The sequence below is a fragment of the Nocardia sp. NPDC046473 genome (assembly GCF_040645995.1).
In the GTDB taxonomy this organism is placed as follows: Bacteria; Actinomycetota; Actinomycetes; order Mycobacteriales; family Mycobacteriaceae; genus Nocardia.
Map to the genome: position 1 here is coordinate 599,487 of NZ_JBEYZJ010000007.1, position 16,135 is coordinate 615,621.

The 16,135-nt window shown below is 64.6% G+C and carries 14 protein-coding genes; all 14 read left to right on the forward strand.

From position 1 onward, the window contains the following. Positions 1–90 precede the first annotated feature (90 nt). The 14 genes from prfA to ABZ942_RS27605 all read left to right on the forward strand — a co-directional run bounded on the left by prfA (position 91) and on the right by ABZ942_RS27605 (position 15,884). A complete protein-coding gene (prfA, locus tag ABZ942_RS27540; protein ID WP_357386777.1) occupies positions 91–1,161 on the forward strand; it encodes a peptide chain release factor 1 in 1,071 nt (356 codons plus the stop codon). 31 nt (positions 1,162–1,192) lie between these two features. Next, complete coding sequence (gene prmC / locus ABZ942_RS27545; RefSeq protein ID WP_357386874.1) at positions 1,193–2,092, forward strand: peptide chain release factor N(5)-glutamine methyltransferase; 900 nt, start codon at positions 1,193–1,195, stop codon at positions 2,090–2,092. 142 nt (positions 2,093–2,234) lie between these two features. Next, the gene (locus ABZ942_RS27550; RefSeq protein ID WP_357386779.1) at positions 2,235–2,900 is read left to right on the forward strand and encodes an L-threonylcarbamoyladenylate synthase; all 666 of its coding nucleotides are present in this window, start codon (positions 2,235–2,237) and stop codon (positions 2,898–2,900) included. Between the two features lie 16 nt (positions 2,901–2,916). Next, positions 2,917–4,074 (forward strand): MraY family glycosyltransferase, encoded by a 1,158-nt coding sequence (locus tag ABZ942_RS27555; RefSeq protein WP_357386781.1) that lies wholly within the window; start codon positions 2,917–2,919, stop codon positions 4,072–4,074. Between the two features lie 11 nt (positions 4,075–4,085). Further along, positions 4,086–4,538 carry a hypothetical protein gene (locus tag ABZ942_RS27560; protein ID WP_357386783.1) on the forward strand — a complete coding sequence of 151 codons (453 nt, stop codon included), beginning with the start codon at positions 4,086–4,088 and terminating at the stop codon, positions 4,536–4,538. Positions 4,539–4,807: 269 nt separating this feature from the next. Beyond that, positions 4,808–5,656 (forward strand): F0F1 ATP synthase subunit A, encoded by an 849-nt coding sequence (atpB, locus tag ABZ942_RS27565; RefSeq protein WP_357386785.1) that lies wholly within the window; start codon positions 4,808–4,810, stop codon positions 5,654–5,656. A 78-nt stretch (positions 5,657–5,734) separates the two neighbouring features. Continuing rightward, positions 5,735–5,983, forward strand: a complete 249-nt coding sequence (locus tag ABZ942_RS27570; protein ID WP_357386786.1) for an ATP synthase F0 subunit C — start codon at positions 5,735–5,737, stop codon at positions 5,981–5,983. 5 nt (positions 5,984–5,988) lie between these two features. Next, positions 5,989–6,552 carry a F0F1 ATP synthase subunit B gene (locus ABZ942_RS27575; RefSeq protein ID WP_357386788.1) on the forward strand — a complete coding sequence of 188 codons (564 nt, stop codon included), beginning with the start codon at positions 5,989–5,991 and terminating at the stop codon, positions 6,550–6,552. 19 nt (positions 6,553–6,571) lie between these two features. Next, positions 6,572–7,381 (forward strand): F0F1 ATP synthase subunit delta, encoded by an 810-nt coding sequence (locus ABZ942_RS27580; protein ID WP_357386790.1) that lies wholly within the window; start codon positions 6,572–6,574, stop codon positions 7,379–7,381. An 87-nt stretch (positions 7,382–7,468) separates the two neighbouring features. Continuing rightward, positions 7,469–9,106, forward strand: a complete 1,638-nt coding sequence (atpA, locus tag ABZ942_RS27585; protein WP_357386792.1) for a F0F1 ATP synthase subunit alpha — start codon at positions 7,469–7,471, stop codon at positions 9,104–9,106. A 136-nt stretch (positions 9,107–9,242) separates the two neighbouring features. Continuing rightward, positions 9,243–10,214 (forward strand): F0F1 ATP synthase subunit gamma, encoded by a 972-nt coding sequence (locus ABZ942_RS27590; protein ID WP_357386794.1) that lies wholly within the window; start codon positions 9,243–9,245, stop codon positions 10,212–10,214. Positions 10,215–10,230: 16 nt separating this feature from the next. Beyond that, positions 10,231–11,679 (forward strand): F0F1 ATP synthase subunit beta, encoded by a 1,449-nt coding sequence (gene atpD / locus ABZ942_RS27595; protein WP_357386796.1) that lies wholly within the window; start codon positions 10,231–10,233, stop codon positions 11,677–11,679. A gap of 5 nt (positions 11,680–11,684) precedes the next feature. Further along, entirely contained in the window at positions 11,685–12,062 is a 378-nt protein-coding gene (locus ABZ942_RS27600) for a F0F1 ATP synthase subunit epsilon (protein ID WP_357386798.1), read from the forward strand. A 1,023-nt stretch (positions 12,063–13,085) separates the two neighbouring features. Beyond that, positions 13,086–15,884 carry an AAA family ATPase gene (locus tag ABZ942_RS27605; protein WP_357386800.1) on the forward strand — a complete coding sequence of 933 codons (2,799 nt, stop codon included), beginning with the start codon at positions 13,086–13,088 and terminating at the stop codon, positions 15,882–15,884. Positions 15,885–16,135: the final 251 nt, after the last annotated feature.

Genomic DNA, 16,135 nt, shown 5'->3' on the forward strand with positions numbered 1-16,135 from the left:
TCGCCGACGCCCGGTCCTGCTCAGCAGGCCGGGCGTCGGTGTTTTGTATGACGTCCTTTTCACCAGGGAAATCAGAAAGAGGAAGAACAAGTGACGCAACCGTCCGCGATCGATGACATTCTGGCCGAGCACGCCGGCCTGGAGACGCAGCTGTCCGATCCGGCGCTGCACAATGATCCGGGCGCCGCGCGCCGGGTCGGCAAGCGATTCGCCGAGCTCGCGCCGATCATGGCCACCTACACCAAGCTGAAGTCCGCGCGCGACGATCTGGCCGCCGCGCAGGAACTCGGCGCCGACGACGCGACCTTCGCCGCCGAGGTACCCGACCTGGAACGCCAGGTCGCCGAGCTGGAGCAGACCCTCGCGGACCTGCTCGCCCCGCGCGACCCGCACGACGGCGACGATGTGGTGCTCGAGGTGAAATCCGGTGAGGGCGGCGAGGAATCGGCGCTGTTCGCCGCCGACCTGGCCCGCATGTATGTCCGCTACGCCGAACGGCACGGCTGGAAGGTCGAGATCCTCGACGTCACCGTGTCCGATCTCGGCGGGTACAAGGACGCGACGCTGTCGATCAAGAGCCGCGACGCCGCCCGTGACGGTGTCTGGTCGCGCTTCAAGTTCGAGGGCGGCGTGCATCGAGTGCAGCGCGTGCCGGTCACCGAATCGCAGGGCCGCATCCACACTTCCGCTGCGGGCGTGCTGATCTACCCGGAACCCGACGAGGTGGAGGCGGTGCAGATCGACGAAACCGACCTGCGCATCGACGTTTACCGTTCCTCCGGCAAGGGCGGCCAGGGCGTCAACACCACCGACTCCGCCGTCCGGATCACCCACCTGCCCTCCGGCATCGTGGTGACCTGCCAGAACGAGCGTTCGCAGCTGCAGAACAAGGCCCGTGCCATGCAGGTGCTGGCCGCCCGGCTGCAGGCCCTCGCCGAGGAGCAGGCCGATCAGGAGGCCGCGGCGGGCCGGGCCAGCCAGATCCGCACCGTGGACCGCTCCGAGCGCATCCGCACCTACAACTTCCCGGAGAACCGCATCGCCGACCACCGCATCGGTTTCAAGGCGCACAACCTGGATGCCGTGCTCGATGGCGAGTTGGATCCGCTGCTCGATGCCCTCGGCAAAGCGGACCGCGAAGCTCGAATGGCCGCAGAGTAAACACTTTTCGGGAAGAGTCGTCGTCATGTCCGTGACCCGCGTAGCGCTGCGCCCCGCCATCAACGAAGCCGTCGAGACGCTGCGGCAGGCCGGGGTGCACAGTCCGCAGGCCGATGCGGAGCAGTTGGCCGCGCATGTGCTCGGGGTCGAGCGCAGCAGACTCATGCTGACCCCGCTCGTCGCGCCCGACCAGCTGACCGAGTACCGCGCGCTGGTGGATCGGCGGGCACAGCGAATTCCATTGCAGCACTTGACCGGAACCGTGGCGATGGGGGAGATCGACCTGGCGGTCGGGCCCGGTGTGTTCATTCCGCGGCCGGAGACCGAGCTGCTGTTCGCCTGGGCGCTGGCGCAGCTCGAGGCACTGCCGCACGCTCACCAGCCGGTTGTCGTCGACCTGTGCACCGGCTCCGGCGCGCTGGCGCTGGCCATCGCGCACGCGCGCCCGGACGCCGATGTCCATGCGGTAGAACTCGATTCGGCAGCATTGCAGTGGGCGCGGCGCAACGCCGACCGATGCATCGCCGACGGTGACACCCCCATCACCCTGTACGCCGACGACGTCACCGATCCGAACCTGCTGACCGAACTCGACGGCCGAGTCGACCTCGTGGTGTCCAACCCGCCCTACATTCCCGAAGGCGCGCAACTGGATCCCGAAGTCGCCGACCACGACCCACACCTGGCCCTCTTCAGTGGCCCGGACGGCCTCGACGTCATCCGCGCGATGATCCCCACCATCACCCGCCTGCTCCGCACGGGTGGCGCCACGGCCATCGAACACGACGACTCCAACGGCTCGGACCTCGCCGCTCTACTCGGCAAACAAGGCGACTTCACCGACATCGTCGAACACCCCGACCTGGCGGGCAAACCGCGCTTCGTCGCCGCGACGCTAGCCCGCCTCTCCGCGACTTCAGGCCAGACCTAGGCGCCGTGACAGTGACGTCGGCGGCCGGCGGTGACAGAGCGGCTGGGTTTGCTGGTACCCGGATGTCCGGATTGGGGCATTCGCTGGGGCTGTGGGCCGGGGGATAGTGGTCGTTGCATGACCGCGTGACAAGATGATGCCCGTGAGTACCGTCTATGACTGCGCGGATCCCGACACCCGCGCTGCCGGACTGACCGCAGCCACCAGCGCCCTGAAATCGGGGCGGCTCGTCGTGCTGCCTACCGACACGCTGTACGGCCTGGCCGCGGACGCTTTCGACTCCACCGCGGTCAGCTCGCTGCTCGCGGCCAAGCGTCGTGGCCGCGACATGCCGGTGCCGGTCCTGGTCGGTTCCTGGCACACCATCGACGGCCTGGTCTTCTCGGTCCGCCCGCAGGCCCGCGAGCTGATCCGGGCGTTCTGGCCCGGCGGCCTGAGTCTCGTTGTGCAGCAAGCGCCTTCGCTCGCCTGGGATCTCGGCGACACGCGCGGCACGGTGATGCTGCGGATGCCGCTGCACCCGGTCACCCTGGAACTGCTCCGCGAGGTCGGTCCGCTGGCCGTCTCCAGCGCCAACGTCTCCGGTCAGCCGCCCGCCAAGACCTCCGACGAGGCCCGCGAGCAACTGGGCGACCTGGTCAACGTCTACCTCGACGGCGGTCCGGCCGACCATGCCGTCGCGTCCACCATCGTCGACCTCACCGCCGACCAGCCGCGCATCCTGCGCGAGGGCGCGGTACCCATCGCCGACATAGCCGACGTGCTCGGGATGTCGCCGGAGGCGCTGACCAGCGCCGCCATCCGATGATCGGTGGGTACCGCGGATGACCGGTTCGGGCGCCGTCGTCCCGTTGCGGGAGCTATTGCTCGTCCTGCTCATCTCCGCGGTCGTGACCTTCCTCGCCACCGGCGGAATCCGGGTGCTCGCCATCGGATTCGGCGCCGTGGCGGTGCCGCGCGAACGTGACGTGCACGTCAAGCCGATCCCCAGGATGGGCGGTGTCGGCATCTACGTCGGCGTGGTCGCGGCGATGCTGTTCGCATACCGGCTCCCCGCGCTGCGCCGCGGCTTCGACTACACCCCGAATATTCCGCTCGCGGTGCTGGTGGCGAGCACGATCATCGTCGCGGTCGGCATCGTCGACGACCGGTGGGGCCTGGACGCGCTGACCAAGTTCGCCGGTCAGGTGACCGCGGCGGGCGTCATGGCCGTGATGGGTTTGAGCTGGTACAGCATCTACAACCCGTTCAACAACACCACGGTGTTCCTGGACGCGCTGCAAGGCGGTCTCGTCACGGTGGCGGTCACCGTGACCCTGGTCAACGCGATGAACTTCGTCGATGGGCTCGACGGGCTCGCGGCCGGACTCGGATTGATCGCGGCGGTCGCGGTTTTCGTGTTCGCGATCGGCTTGATGAACGAGCAGGGCGGCTCGGTCGACACCTACCCGCCCGCGTTGCTGGCCGCCGCGCTGGCCGGCGCCTGTCTCGGTTTCCTGCCGCACAATTTCCAGCCCGCCCGGATATTCATGGGCGACTCGGGTTCGATGCTGATCGGCCTGGTCCTCGCCGCCGTCTCCACCAGCGCGTCCGGGCGCATCCCGCTACAGGGCTTCGGGACCCGCGACATCGTCGGTCTGCTGTCGCCGCTGCTGCTGGTCGGCGCGGTCATGTTCATTCCGGTGCTCGATCTGGTGCTTGCGATCATCCGGCGGGTGCGCGCGGGTGTGAGCTTCTCCACTCCGGACAAGATGCACCTGCATCACCGATTGCTGCAGATCGGGCATTCGCACCGGCGGGTGGTGCTGCTCATCTACTTATGGGTCGGGATCCTCGCGTTCGGTGCCGTCGGGACCGCGTTGATGAACCTCACACTCGTTGTCCTGCTGGTGGCGGGCGGGCTGGTCTTCGCCCTCGTCGTCACGGCCATTCCCGGGCTGCGGCGTGGGGAGGCAGCGGGGGACCGGCCACCGTCCGGGTAAGGTTCGCGAATGTGAACTTCACTCCCACCCCGGTCCCCGGTCCCGACGCCCCGCTGAAGGCGGCGTTGCGCTACGGCTTGATCGGCTTGGGCGTGCTGGTTGTGTTGTCCGTCGCCATCGGCGCCGCGGCTGCGGGCACGCCGGGCCTGTGGGGTGCGCTGATCGGCTCGGCCATCGGCGGCGGCTTCATTCTGACCACCGCCGTGGTGGTGTTGTTGGGCGCGAAATTGCCGCCGTCCACCGCTGGTCTGGTGATGTTGGCCGGCTGGGTCGGCAAGATGCTGGTGGGGTTGATCGTGATCGGGGTGCTCATCCGGTTCGATTTCTACGATCGCGTCGTGCTGTTCCTCACGGTGGTCGGTGCACTGTTCATCGTGCTGGGAGCGGAGATGTACGGCATTCTGCGGCAGAAGGTTCCGTACGTGACGACGCCGACCGGAGATCCGGACCCGACCAGCGAGTAGCCCGTAATTTTCCCCCCACCTACACGCTGTCGTAGATAACTTGGTAAAGTGTTGGTAAGCAAGCGACCAAGCACACCGAGCCGTCAGGCGAGGGGGGTCATCGCGATCCTGCCGCATGCCGCTATGCTTACTGCCGTGCCGGGCTCCGAGGGGTTCCGGTTCTGCATGTCGACGATGTCGCCGACACACGTACAGACGCCACCAGCGGCCCTGCCGCTCAGCTGCTGACGAATTTCGAGCCGACCTGAGTCGACCCAAATTGATCGTCAATGTCCGATCGAACCGCGGGATCAACCGAGCCCACGGCCCGAACACGGGAGAGAACGCTGAGCGTCACCACTTTGGCGGGCGAGTTTCACGCGCCAACGCTGTCCGACTTCTTCCCTCCAGCTGTGCTGTTCGAGGGAACATTTTTCGAGGTCGACCGGTTGGTCCTCGTCCGCGTCCTGATGTCCGCGGTGCTGCTCGCTTTCATGTTTGCCGCATTTCGTAATCCGCGGATCGTCCCGCGGCGCCTGCAGAGCCTCGCGGAAACCGGCCTCGTTTTCGTCAAAGAGCAGATTTGCGACGAAGTACTCGGCAAGGATGCCGGCCGCAGATACTTCCCGCTGATCGCATCGATCTTCTTCACTGTTCTCTTTCTCAACTTCTCCGGCGTAATTCCGGGGTTGAACATCTCGTCGAACGCCCGGATGGGCATGCCGATCCTGCTGGCCGCTGTTGCCTACATCACGTTCAACTACGTTGGTATCAAGAAGTATGGCTTCCTGAAGTACATGCGCAGCAGCATCGTCGTTCCGGATGTTCCGCCCGCTTTGCACGTTTTGTTGATTCCTATCGAGTTTCTCTCGACGTTCATCCTTCGTCCATTCACGCTGACCGTCCGGCTCATGGCCAACATGCTCGCCGGGCACATCCTGCTGGTGATGTTCTTCGCCGCAACGCAGTTCTTCTTGTTCGACGCGGACGCATGGATGAAGGTTTTCTCGCCGTTCTCGCTGATCGCGGGCCTCGGGTTCACGCTCTTCGAGATGCTGGTCATCGTGCTGCAGGCCTATGTATTCGCGCTTTTGACCGCTGTCTACATCGGAATGGCGCAGCACGCCGACTCACACTGACCTGACCGAACAACTACCGCCAAACCTGCTACACCGCGCCGACCGGCGGGTGAGCAACAGAAAGGGAACGGAAGACTCATGAGCCTCGCATACCTGGCCCAGGAAGCCGCCACGAACTCCGACAAGATCAAGGGTTACGGCGCTATCGGCTACGGTCTGGCGGCCATCGGCCCCGGCATCGGCGTCGGCATCGTGGTCGGTAAGGGCATCGAGGGCATCGCGCGTCAGCCCGAGCTCTCCGGCCAGATCCGTACCAACATGTTCCTCGGTATCGCCCTGACCGAGGCCCTCGCGCTGCTCGGTCTCGTCGCCGGCTTCATTTTCTGATTCCGATGTACCAGATACCAGTGCTTGCGGCGGGGAGTGGAGAGGACATCAACCCTCTCATCCCCGAGACGTATGACATCGTATGGTCGGCAGTCTGCGCCGTTATCATCGGCTTCTTCTTCTTCAAGTACCTCGTTCCGCGTTTCCTGAAGGTGCTCGACGAGCGCGCCGACAAGATCCAGGGCGGCATCGCTCGGGCCGAGGCCGCGCAGGAAGAGGCCCAGCTCACCCTGCAGCAGTACCAGCAGCAGCTGGCCGAAGCACGGCTCGAGGCCTCGCGTATCCGTGAGGACGCGCGCACCCAGGGCCAGCAGATCCTCGCGCAGATGCGCGCGGACGCGCAGGCCGAAAGTGACCGCATCGTTGCCGCAGGCCACAGCCAGCTGGAAGCACAGCGCCAGCAAATCCTTACCGAACTGCGCTCCGAACTCGGCCATACCGCCGTAGATTTGGCCGAAAAGATTATCGGGCAGTCGGTTTCGGACGAAGCTAAGCAGGCGGCGTCGATCGAGCGGTTCCTGACCGAGCTCGACGACGAGTCGAAAGCCGGCATCGGGGTCGGAAGGTAGCGACGCGAAAGTGAGAAGCATGTACGCAGCGAGCCGCGAGGCCTGCGCCCGGTCTCGGGAGGCGCTCAGGGCCGCTCTGACCGGAAGCGACAGTGTCGCGGCCACAACGGGTTCCGAACTGTTCGCCGTTGTCGCCGTGCTGGACGACCAGCGTTCGCTGCGTGTTGCGCTCGCGGACGTGTCGGTGCCCGGCTCGGTCCGGGCCGAGCTCAGTGAGCGGGTCTTCGGCGGAAAGGTCAACCCGGCCACGCAGGCCGTGTTGACCACCGCCGTTGCCCAGAACTGGTCCCGGACCGCCGACCTGGTCGACACCCTGGTGTTGCTCGGGCAAGAGGCGTTGCTGGAGTCGGCGGCCGACACTGGCCGGCTCGACGCGGTCGAGGACGAGCTGTTCCGGCTCGGTCGGATCATCAGCGACAACCCGGACCTCGAGCAGGCCCTTTCCGATCGGACCAAGCCGGCCGAGGCGAAGCGGGAGCTGATCGATCGCCTGCTCACCGGCAAGACCGAATCCATCACGCTAACCCTGGCTGAGCAGGTGGTGACCAGGCAGAAGACGGCAGTCGGGGTGGCATTCGACGAACTGTCCGACCTGGCTGCGGCCCGTCGCGACCAGATCGTGGCGCACGTGCGTGCGGCGATCGAGCTGTCGGCGCAGCAGCGCGAGCGGCTCGCCGCCTCGCTGCATCGCATCTACGACAAGCCGATCCAGGTGCACGTACAGGTCGACCCGAGTCTGCTGAGCGGGCTGGTCGTACACGTCGGCGACGACGTGATCGACGGCAGCGCCATCGGCCGGCTCGAACGGCTGCGTCGGTCCCTGACCTGACGTTCCGCGGGTCTCACCCACCCCGCCGGCTTCGCCGGCTGCCGTCCCCCACCCCCGACTATTCGACACAGCGAGAGCAGGAAGAACATGGCGGAGCTGACGATCTCCTCCGACGAGATCCGTAGCGCGATCGAGAGCTACACGCAGAGCTACACCCCCGAGACCTCCATCGAAGAAGTCGGTGTTGTCACCGACACGGCCGACGGCATCGCGCATGTCAGCGGCCTGCCTTCGGCAATGGCCAATGAGCTGCTGGAGTTCCCGGGTGGCGTGCTCGGCGTGGCGCTGAACCTCGAAGACCGCTCGATCGGTGCGGTCATCCTCGGCGAATACGCCGACCTCGAAGAGGGCCAGCAGGTCCGCCGGACCGGCGACGTGCTGTCGGTTCCGGTGGGCGACAACTTCCTCGGCCGCGTGGTCGATCCGCTCGGTCACCCGATCGACGGTCTCGGCGAGATCGAGGCCGAAGAGCAGCGCGTGCTCGAGCTGCAGGCCGCCTCGGTGCTGGAGCGTCAGCCCGTCGAGGAGCCGCTGGCCACCGGTATCACCGCCATCGACGCCCTCACCGCGATCGGCCGTGGCCAGCGTCAGCTGATCATCGGCGACCGCAAGACCGGCAAGACCGCGGTCTGCATCGACGCCATCCTGGCGCAGAAGGCGAACTGGGACTCCGGCGATCCGGCGAAGCAGGTGCGCTGCATCTACGTCGCCGTCGGCCAGAAGGGTTCCACCATCGCGGGCGTCAAGTCCGCGCTGGAGGCCCGTGGCGCGCTGGAGTACACCACCATCGTCGCGGCCCCCGCGTCCGACTCGGCCGGCTTCAAATGGCTTGCGCCGTACACCGGTTCGGCTCTCGGCCAGCACTGGATGTACCAGGGCAAGCACGTCCTCATCGTGTTCGACGACCTGACCAAGCAGGCCGAGGCGTACCGTGCCATCTCGCTGCTGCTGCGTCGCCCGCCGGGCCGCGAGGCGTACCCGGGTGACGTGTTCTACCTGCACTCCCGTCTGCTGGAGCGTTGCGCGAAGCTGTCCGACGAGCTGGGCGCCGGCTCGATGACCGGTCTGCCGATCATCGAGACCAAGGCCAACGACATCTCGGCGTTCATCCCGACCAACGTCATCTCGATCACCGACGGCCAAGTCTTCCTCGAGTCCGACCTGTTCAACAAGGGCGTGCGCCCGGCGATCAACGTCGGTACTTCCGTCTCCCGTGTCGGTGGCGCGGCCCAGACCAAGGGCATGAAGAAGGTCGCAGGCTCGCTGCGTCTGGAAATGGCGCAGTTCCGCGAGCTGGAGGCGTTCTCCGCCTTCGCCTCCGACCTCGATGCCGCGTCGCTGGCGCAGCTCGAGCGTGGCGCCCGCTGGGTCGAGCTGCTCAAGCAGGACCAGTACTCGCCGGTCGCCGTCGAGGACCAGATCGTGTCGATCTTCCTGGTCGACGACGGCCGCTTCGACTCGGTTCCGGTCGCCGACATCCGTCGCTTCAACAGCGAACTGCTCGAGCACCTGCACCGCGCCGCGGCCGACGCCTTCAAGTCGATCGAGGGCGGCAAGGTCCTCAAGGACGAGGCCGCCGATCAGATCAAGGCGGAGACCGACAAGTTCAAGCAGGGCTTCCTCGCCTCCGACGGCAGCCGTGTGGTGAACGAGGCCGAAGCGGCCGATCTCGAGCACGAAGAGGTCGAGACGCTGTCGGTCACCCGCAAGCACGTCGAGAAGTGACCCAGGTTCGAGACTGATGCGAGTAATTCGTAAAACCGACTGCGGCATGAGCGTCAGGCACGGAGGAGGCAGCTTGCGTAACCACGCAGTGCCCGTGAATGCCGCCATCGCCTACAGCATGAAGGGAGTGTGACTGATGGCAAGTTTGCGTGAATTGCGCTCCCGCATTCGTGGTGTGAATTCGATCAAGAAGATCACCAAGGCCCAGGAGCTGATCGCGACCTCGCGAATCTCCAAGGCGCAGGCCAGGGTTGCGGCCGCCAAGCCGTACGCCGAGGAGATCACCAAGGTCCTCGGTGAGCTGGCGAACGCGTCGAAGAACCTGACCCATCCGCTGCTGACCGAGCGCGCCGAGCCGCGCCGGGCGGCGGTGCTGGTGATCACCAGTGACAGCGGCATGGCCGGTGGCTACAACTCCAACGTGCTCAAGCGCGCCGAAGAGTTGATGCACACGCTGCGCGGCGAGGGCAAAGAGCCGGTGATCTACGTGATGGGCAACAAGGGCCTCACGTACTACACCTTCCGCAACCGCACCCCGGTCGCGTCGTGGTCCGGGTTCTCGCAGCAGCCGAAGTACTCCGATGCGTCGGCGGCCTGCAACCACCTGGTCGAGGCCTTCATGGCCGGTTCCGAAGGCGTGGTTCCCGCGCCGAACGGCACCGGTGACATCGCGGGTGTCGACGAGCTGCACATCGTGTACACGCGATTCGTGTCGATGCTGACGCAGACCCCGGAGGTGCGCCGGTTGGCGCCGATCCAGGTGAGCTACGTCGACGAGAACTTCGACATGGGTGAGGACTTCGTGTCCGATTCGCCGACGGCGGATGTGCACGCGCAGTACGAGTTCGAGCCCGACGCCGATGTGCTGCTGGCGGCCCTGCTGCCGAAGTACATCAACACGCGTATCTACTCATCGTTGCTCGAGGCAGCGGCATCCGAGTCCGCGGCTCGGCGCACCGCAATGAAGGCAGCCACCGATAACGCCAACGACCTCGCCACGGATCTTTCCCGGCAGGCGAACTCGGTGCGGCAGGCCCAGATCACGCAGGAAATCAGCGAAATTGTCGGCGGCGTAAACGCGCTGGCTTCGAGCTCGGACCGCGACTAAGCGCAGGAAGAGAAAAATGACCGCAGCAGTCACGCAAGACAACACGAGTCGGACCGGCGCAGACTCAGGTCGCGTCGTCCGAGTCATCGGCCCCGTCGTCGACGTCGAGTTCCCCCGGGGCTCGATCCCAGAGCTGTTCAACGCTCTGCACGCCGAGATCACCCTTACCTCGGTGGCCAAGACGCTGACCCTCGAGGTTGCCCAGCACCTCGGCGACGGCATCGTGCGTTGCATCTCGATGCAGCCCACCGACGGCCTGGTCCGTAGCGCGGCCGTCACCGATACCGGCAAGCCGATCTCGGTGCCGGTCGGCGACGTCGTCAAGGGCCACGTCTTCAACGCCCTCGGCGATTGCCTGGACAGCCCCGGCCTCGGCCGCGACGGCGAGCAGTGGGGCATCCACCGCAAGCCCCCGTCATTCGACCAGCTCGAGGGTAAGACCGAGATCCTGGAGACGGGCATCAAGGTCATCGACCTGCTCACCCCGTACGTGAAGGGTGGCAAGATCGGCCTGTTCGGTGGCGCCGGTGTCGGCAAGACCGTGCTGATCCAGGAGATGATCACCCGTATCGCGCGGGAGTTCTCCGGTACCTCGGTGTTCGCCGGTGTCGGCGAGCGCACCCGTGAGGGCACCGACCTGCGCCTGGAAATGGAAGAGATGGGCGTCCTCCCGGACACCGCCCTCGTCTTCGGCCAGATGGACGAGCCGCCGGGCACCCGCATGCGCGTCGCGCTCTCGGCCCTCACCATGGCCGAGTACTTCCGCGACGTGCAGCACCAGGACGTGCTGCTGTTCATCGACAACATCTTCCGGTTCACCCAGGCCGGTTCCGAGGTGTCGACCCTGCTCGGCCGCATGCCGTCCGCCGTCGGTTACCAGCCGACCCTCGCGGACGAGATGGGTGAGCTGCAGGAGCGCATCACCTCGACCCGTGGTCGGTCGATCACCTCGCTGCAGGCGATCTACGTGCCCGCCGACGACTACACCGACCCGGCGCCGGCCACCACCTTCGCCCACCTCGATGCGACGACCGAGCTTTCGCGCCCGATCTCGCAGAAGGGCATCTACCCGGCCGTCGACCCGCTGACCTCGACCTCCCGCATCCTGGAGGCCTCGATCGTCGGCGATCGGCACTTCGCCGTTGCCAACGAGGTGAAGCGAATCCTGCAGAAGTACAAGGAACTGCAGGACATCATCGCCATCCTCGGCATGGACGAGCTCTCCGAAGAGGACAAGGTCCTCGTCGGCCGCGCCCGTCGCCTGGAGAAGTTCCTCGGCCAGAACTTCATCGTGGCCGAGAAGTTCACCGGCCAGGTCGGTTCGGTGGTTCCGCTGGAGCAGACCATCGACGACTTCGACCGGGTCTGCAAGGGCGAGTTCGACCACTTCCCGGAGCAGGCGTTCAACAGCTGCGGTGGTCTCGACGATGTCGAGGCGGCCGCGAAGAAGATCGCCGGAAAGTAGTCCCGATGTCGGAAATGTCAGTTGATCTCGTCGCCGTCGAACGGCTGCTCTGGTCCGGCCAGGCAACGTTCGTCAGCGCGCAGACCACCGAGGGCCAGATCGGCATCATGCCGGGCCACGAGCCGCTGCTCGGCCAGCTGGTCGAGGGCGGCATCGTGTCCATCGTCGACACCGACGGTCAGCGTATTGTCGCGGCGGTGCACGGCGGCTTCTTTTCCGTGACCGCAACGACGGTCCGGGTCTTAGCCGAGTCCGCGGAGTTCGCGGACGAGGTGGATCTCGAGGCGGCCCAGCGCGTGTTGGCTGATTCGACAGCCAGCGAAGAGGATCAGCTAGCGGCGCAAGCACAGGTGCGCGCGGTGGAGCGGACCGCGAACGCGTAAGCGACAACCAGATATTCAGGATCACATAATCGGCGGCGAAGGCTACTTCGCCGCCGATTGGTGTTTCATCACCCGTGCGCCGGTGCGGCTGGTGCCCCCGAATGACAGAGTGACAGTTGTCATAGCCCGGCGTGCTCGCGCACACTCGTCCGGTAGTCGGCCCGGTTGGCTGCCTACGATCGTGCAAGTGATCTGCGAATAAAGTCAGCTATCTTTCTGCAAATCACACAAGTCGCCTGCGGTTATATCGATCTTCGATGTTGGCTGGACCGTCCAGTCTTGCGGGCTGCAGACCTTTCGGTTAGCCTGGGCGAGGAGAAGCTGGTTCGTTTTAGAATGGATACGCTCATCTTTTCGGGGGGTAATTTAGTTGTGATCAATTAGCGTCCTGCCATTGTGGCGGTGAAGTGCTGTGACTTCGAGATGCAATTCTGTTGATCTGGCCGATAGTGGCATATTTCTGAATTCTGCATGGTCAACTCTATCGTGCTGTGTCGTTTTCCCGGCGAAGAGCTGTGATTATAGCGTCGAGTTCTGGCTCGCCGTGGAGATTCGAGGGGGTGAGAATTGATGCGGGTGGCGCATGAGTGCGCGGCGGCATAGGGGGTCTCGATTGCGTTGGTTACTTGCCCGGAGAAGTCGGTTTGGTCTTTGGTGGGGCAGTGACTTAATGCATGCTTCCCGTCGAATGTCCGCAGAGCACCCTTTTGTTCGCGTCGAGAGTATTTGTATAAATTTCATGAAATGTTTCTAGTTGATACCGAGGGCGAAGCAGATCGAGTCCAGGTCGGCTTACGCCTTTGCGATAGTCAGCACGTGCCGGGGCTGAACTGATTCGCTGGCGTTCTCAGTGGATCGGCACTGGCTCGATCGGATCAAGGGTTGGGCTTACGGGAGGTCTTCGGCTGTCGGCCGGGGGCCTGGTTGATCCAAAGAGTAGACATCGCTGGGTGTCGTATGCGTTCTGGCAATTGTTGCGCGTCCTGACTGGAGGTGGACGTGCTGAGTGGGTGGGAGAGTACCTTGCTGATCGTTGAGCGCATGGTTGAAATGTGCGAATTGTCTGAGGCGTTTGCGGAAATATCCGGCGGCGAGGGACGACTAGTGGTCTTGACCGGTGCTTCCGGAACTGGAAAGACCGCCTTGCTACAGGCATTCGGGGCTGAGCTCCCCGTCGCCGCTAGATTCTGGTTCGCGGCAGGTGCACCCGCCGAAAGCCAGCAGCAATTGGGCGTGTTGACGCAGTTGCTTCGGCATGCCGCGCTCGAGGATTCGACAGACTTGTCGAGTGCCGAAGCCCTGCTTGCGCTCGGCGAAGCGGAGAGTCAGCGTGGCGCGATGTCGGCAGCGACGGCGCACCGCCTTGGAGCCGCGATTGCCGATCTGGCTCGGCAACAATCGCTGGTCATACTGGTCGACGACGTGCATTACGCGGATGCGGCGTCGCTGCAAATACTGTCCTATCTGCTTCGGCGCTTACCGGCGCTGCCCGTGTTGATAGTGGTCGCGGAGCCGCTGGGTCCGCCTGCGCTGCCGCTGACGTTCCAAGCTGAGTTGCTGAGGTTCCCGAAGGCACGCCGTATAGGGCTCGCACCGTTGAGTGCGGAAGGTGTTGCCGATGCACTCACCGGCTATGTGGGCGGGGATTCGGCAGCACGGCTCGCGGGCGGCTTTTTCGAGGTCACCGGTGGAAACCCCCTGCTGGTTCGGGCGGTCGCCGAGGAGTTCTACCGCAAAATCGAACGCGGTGACAGTAGTGGCCGACTCGAGGAAGGCGGCGTGGATGACCTCGCGGACGGCGATGCACTGGGTCAAGCCGCTCTGGCCTGTCTATACAGCGGAGACGAGAGCGCAGTACGCGTCGGCAGCGCGATGGCCGTTCTCGGTGAGCACGCGACCATCGATCGGATCGTACGACTGACCGGCGTGGAGCTGTGCGTGGTGAAACAAGTGGTCCGCAGCCTATCCGCGGCCGGGCTGGTTGCTGCTGCTCGGTATCGGCACAGCTTGTTGGGGGCGGCGGTGGCGAAGCGGCTACCTGTCATTGAGCGGATCGCGTTGCATCAGGGGGTTGCCGCTCTGCTTTTCGACGAAGGTAGAGCAGCAGTTGAGGTGGCCGCTCACCTCATCGCGGGCGGTCCGTCGACAGAGCCGTGGGCGGGCCGTGTTCTCCGCGATGCGGCGACCGAGGCGCTGCGCAACGACGGCACCGAGTTCGCCTTGGAGTGCCTGCGTTCGGCAGCGTGCGCATGCGTGGACGAATGCGAACGAACGGCTATAGATCTTATCCGGGTAGCGGTCGAGAGCCGGATTGATCCGGCCTTCGCCAGCCGTTGGCTCGACCGACTGGTCGCGTCGGTTACCGCAGGTCATCTGAAGGGGGGTGATGTCCTCGAGCTGACGCAGTACCTGGTCTGGCACGGGCGGCTGGAAGAGGCCGAAGCGAGCTTGTCTGTGCTCGCGGACGGACCGGGCTCCACTGATTGGCACACCGTTGACGCGATCCAGGCCACCCAATCTTGGCTCAGGTTCATTTGCCCACCATTGGCCGGTGCCACCCCGACGACGCACGACACCCAAGACCGCAATTGGCTACACCGACCCTCGGTCGGCCGAAGGCCCGGCGCTACGGAGATTTTACTTGCGGTGATCGGCACAGGTGCCAGTCCGCAGACGGTAACGGTGCTCGACGAACTACTCGCCGGATGGTCCTGGAAGAACAGCTCGAGTGAAGAAGCCTTGGTTTCACTGCTCGCTCTGGTCTATGCCGGCCGTTCGGATATCGCTGTGCAATGGTGCGATGCCCTACTGCGCGATGCGAACTTACTACGCGCGCCTAGCCGCGCAGCCTTCCTCACGTGCACCAGGGCACTGATTGCTGAGCATCAAGGGGATCCGATTCTTGCCGAAGAATGCGCTTCGCAGGCATTGGGTTTGATATCGGTGGACGGGTGGGGTGTCGCGATCGGTGCTCCGCTGGCGATCCTGATCTCGGCATGTACGACTACCGGCCGGACGGATTCGGCCGCGAGCTGGCTCAGCCATCCGGTTCCCGGTGCGATGTTCCACACGCCGTTCGGGCTCAACTATCTGCACGCTCGTGGCGAGTACCAGTTGGCGCTAGGACGATCGTCCGTGGCGCTGGAAGACTTTGCCGCCTGTGGTGACCTGATGCGGCAGTGGAACATTGATACGCCGACGTACCTGCCCTGGCGCACTTCCGCGGCCTCGGTCTATCTCGCGCTGGGTGATCACGCCCGTGCTCGTGAGCTGGCCGAAGAACAACGCGAACGACCTGGTGCCGACACACCACGAGTCAAGGCGATTTCGTTGCGTATTGCCGCGGCAACCCGTCCGCCGCGTGAACGCCCGGCGTTGCTGCAGGAGGCGCTGATGGTGTTGTCCAAGACGAAGGAGACGGCCGAGAGTGTGCGTGCCCTGGCGGAGTTGAGCCAGGCGTTTCGTGATCTGGGAGTCTCCGGGCGAGCCCGTTCGACCGCACGCAAAGCATGGACTCTCGCGTCCTCCTCCGGTTTGGAGGTCCTGTGTACTCAGCGACTGTCGACAGACTTGATGGCCCATCTTCATGTCATCGAAGAGTCGGATGCAGACCTGGGCGAGGCGGCGACACTGACCGATTCGGAAATGGCCGTCGCACGACTGGCAGCTCTGGAGTACACCAATAGAGAAATCAGCCGGAAAATGAACGTTACGGTCAGCACAGTCGAGCAGCATCTGACCCGCGTGTACCGGAAACTAGGCGTGCGTGGTCGTAAAGAGATCGGACTGGTATTGCGGATGTACATCGCCGAAACTGCGTAACGAACGGTGGCGCCGACGGCATCATCTTTCGATGCCGTCGTGTCGAGTTCTGTCGCTGAACCAGTGCCCATGCCTTGATTGTCGTGATGAAATTCAGCCGGTTCAAGACCTGTGTGCTGTCCGTAATTTCGGTCGACCGCAGAACGTTTGACACAGCGCCTGTCCGTCGCGTAGATGAAATTTCGTAGAATATATGCACCGATTCAATTCGGCGCATTTTCTTATATTGCCGCCAACCGGAACTCAGGGGC

Bases quoted from the DNA above. Each gene is read 5' to 3' on its own strand.
- atpB (WP_357386785.1), top strand. From the start codon at position 4,808: ATGTCCGATCGAACCGCGGGATCAACCGAGCCCACGGCCCGAACACGG.
- atpA (WP_357386792.1), top strand. From the start codon at position 7,469: ATGGCGGAGCTGACGATCTCCTCCGACGAGATCCGTAGCGCGATCGAG.
- ABZ942_RS27575 (WP_357386788.1), top strand. From the start codon at position 5,989: ATGTACCAGATACCAGTGCTTGCGGCGGGGAGTGGAGAGGACATCAAC.
- ABZ942_RS27570 (WP_357386786.1), top strand. From the start codon at position 5,735: ATGAGCCTCGCATACCTGGCCCAGGAAGCCGCCACGAACTCCGACAAG.
- ABZ942_RS27600 (WP_357386798.1), top strand. From the start codon at position 11,685: ATGTCGGAAATGTCAGTTGATCTCGTCGCCGTCGAACGGCTGCTCTGG.
- ABZ942_RS27580 (WP_357386790.1), top strand. From the start codon at position 6,572: ATGTACGCAGCGAGCCGCGAGGCCTGCGCCCGGTCTCGGGAGGCGCTC.
- atpD (WP_357386796.1), top strand. From the start codon at position 10,231: ATGACCGCAGCAGTCACGCAAGACAACACGAGTCGGACCGGCGCAGAC.
- ABZ942_RS27590 (WP_357386794.1), top strand. From the start codon at position 9,243: ATGGCAAGTTTGCGTGAATTGCGCTCCCGCATTCGTGGTGTGAATTCG.
- ABZ942_RS27555 (WP_357386781.1), top strand. From the start codon at position 2,917: ATGACCGGTTCGGGCGCCGTCGTCCCGTTGCGGGAGCTATTGCTCGTC.